Source organism: Nocardiopsis prasina DSM 43845 (assembly GCF_000341265.1).
Lineage (GTDB): Bacteria > Actinomycetota > Actinomycetes > Streptosporangiales > Streptosporangiaceae > Nocardiopsis > Nocardiopsis prasina.
Map to the genome: position 1 here is coordinate 1 of NZ_ANAE01000126.1, position 2,599 is coordinate 2,599.

At 70.7% G+C, this 2,599-nt stretch carries 3 protein-coding genes; all 3 read left to right on the plus strand.

The features are described 5' to 3' along the window. Window positions 1-58: 58 nt before the first annotated feature. Genes D452_RS0113035 through D452_RS32030 form a run of 3 tightly spaced genes read left to right on the plus strand, consistent with a single transcriptional unit; the run spans window position 59 to window position 2,434 of the window. Window positions 59-922 carry a segregation and condensation protein A gene (locus D452_RS0113035; protein WP_017544593.1) on the plus strand — a complete coding sequence of 288 codons (864 nt, stop codon included), beginning with the start codon at window positions 59-61 and terminating at the stop codon, window positions 920-922. Next, on the plus strand, window positions 922-1,512 hold the full coding sequence (scpB, locus tag D452_RS0113040; RefSeq protein WP_017544594.1) for an SMC-Scp complex subunit ScpB: 591 nt from the start codon (window positions 922-924) through the stop codon (window positions 1,510-1,512). Before D452_RS0113035 ends, scpB begins: the two co-directional genes overlap by 1 nt. Next, complete coding sequence (locus tag D452_RS32030) at window positions 1,499-2,434, plus strand: hypothetical protein (RefSeq protein ID WP_449289517.1); 936 nt, start codon at window positions 1,499-1,501, stop codon at window positions 2,432-2,434. Before scpB ends, D452_RS32030 begins: the two co-directional genes overlap by 14 nt. Window positions 2,435-2,599 lie beyond the last annotated feature (165 nt).

The window sequence follows — 2,599 nt, forward strand, 5'->3', positions numbered from 1 at the left end:
CCGGCTGGTCCCAGCCGGTGACACCCTTGTGTCATGAGCGAGAAGACGTGGACCCGTCATGGTGACTGACCAGGAGGGCGCGCCGCCGGGGGCGGACGGCGCCGACGAGGTCGACGAGAACGCCTTCCAGGTGCACCTGGACAACTTCGAGGGCCCCTTCGACCTGCTCCTCGGGCTGATCTCCAAGCACAAGCTGGACATCACCGAGGTGTCGCTGTCGAAGGTCACCGATGAGTTCATCGCGCACATCCGCAGGTTCGGCGACGACTGGGACCTGGACCAGGCCAGCAACTTCCTGCTGGTCGCGGCCACCCTGCTCGACCTCAAGGCCGCCCGCCTGCTGCCGCGCGGCGACGTGGAGGACGAGGCGGACCTGGCGCTGCTGGAGGCGCGCGACCTGTTGTTCGCCCGGCTGCTCCAGTACCGCGCCTACAAGGAGGTCGCCTCGTTCATGCGCGAGCGCCTGGCCACGCAGGGGCGCAGGTACGCGCGGGCGGTGCCGCTGGAGGAGCGGTTCGCGGGGATGCGCCCGGACGTGCTGTTCAAGCTCGGCCCCGAGGAGTTCGCGGCGCTGGCCGGCCTGGTGTTCACGCCCCGGGAACCGCCCAGTGTCTCGGTCACCCACATCCACCTCACCAAGACCTCCGTCAAGGAGCAGGGCGAGCTGATGGTGGCCGAACTCCGGGAGCACGGGCAGCTGACGTTCGCCCAGCTGACGGCCGAGTGCGACGGTACCTTCGAGGTCGTCGCCCGCTTCCTGGCTCTGCTGGAGCTCTACCGCGCCGCGAACGTGGGCTTCGACCAGCCCGTTCCGCTGGAGCAGCTGACCGTCACCTGGACCGGCGGCGACGAGCAAGTCGAGCTGGAGTCCGACTACGACGAGGCGGAACCGACCGCCGAGACGACACCGGGGGAGCAGTGATGACCGCAGAGCACACCGCCGGGGCCGAGGAACTCTCCACGCCCCCGGCCCTGCGCCGCGACCTGGAGGCCGTGCTGATGGTGGTCGACCAGCCGGTGTCCGAATACGACCTGGCCCGCGCCATGGACGTGCCGCTGGAGCTGGTGACCCGTACCCTGGAGGAACTCTCCCGGGAATACACCGAACAGGGCCGTGGTTTCGACCTACGGGCGGTGGCTGACGGGTGGCGTGTGTACACGCGCCCCGAGTGCGCCGACATCGTCGAGCACTTCCTCAGGGAGGGGCAGGAGGTGCGGCTCACCCAGGCCGCACTGGAGACGATGGCTGTCGTCGCCTACCGCCAGCCGGTCTCACGTGGCAGGGTCTCCGCCGTTCGCGGGGTCAACTGCGACGGGGTTATGCGTACCCTCGTACTGAGGGGCCTGATCGAAGAGGCCGGACACGATCCCGAGTCCGGTGCGCTGCTGTATCGGACCACTTCCTATTTCCTGGAACGGCTGGGCCTGCGTGGCCTGGACGAACTGCCTGATCTGGCGCCGTTCCTCCCCGACGACATCGAAGGTCTTGACGACACCGGTGAGCACACCTAACAGAGAACGTTCCCGTGGTGAGCGGGACGGACACGCCCCGCGCGGTGAGCGCGGCGACTATGACAACCGCGGCGGCCGAGGCCCCCGCGACGACCGAGGCGGGAACGACCGCAGTGGTGGCGGACGCTACGACCGGGACGACCGTCCCCGCCGTGACGACCGCGGCCGTGGTGGTCCGCAGGGCCGGGACGACCGGCGTGGCGGCTACCAGGGGCGTGATGACCGTGGGGGCCGCTCCTACGACCGTCGTGACGACAACCGTGGCGGTCGCTTCGACCGCGACGACCGTGGCCGTGGCGGGTACCAGAACCGCGACGACCGGGGCCGCGACGACCGCCGTGGTGGTCCGCAGGGCCGCGATGACCGGCGTGGCGGCTACCAGGGTCGTGATGACCGTGGGGGCCGCTCCTACGACCGTCGTGACGACAACCGTGGTGGTCGCTTCGACCGCGACGACCGTAGTGGCGGCTACCAGAGCCGCGACGATCGCGGTGGCCGTCCGCAGGGCCGTGACGACCGTCGTGGTGGTTACCAGAGCCGTGATGATCGCGGTGGCCGTCCGCAGGGCCGTGACGACCGTCGTGGTGGCTACCAGAGCCGTGATGATCGCGGTGGCCGTCCGCAGGGCCGTGACGACCGTCGTGGTGGCTACCAGAGCCGTGACGACCGTGGTGGCCGTCCGCAGGGCCGGGACGACCGCCCCCGCCGCGACGACCGGGGTCGGGACGACCGTGGCCGTGGCGGGTACCAGAGCCGCGACGACCGTGGCGGTCGTTCCTTCGAACGCCGTGACGACTACCGTGGTGGTCGCTTCGACCGCGACGACCGCCGTCCGCAGGGCCGCGACCAGCGGCGCGACGACCGTGGTGGCCGTTCCTTCGAACGCCGTGACGACAACCGCGGCGGCCGTCCGCAGGGNTGACGACAAGCGCGGTGGCGGCTATCAGGGCCGTGACGACAACCGTGGCGGTCACCGCGACGAGCGTCCCCGCCGTGACGCCCAGGGGCGTCGCCTCCCGGGCCGTGACGACAAGCGCGGTGGCGGCTACCAGCGCCGTGACGACAACCGCGGCGGCCGTCCGCAGGG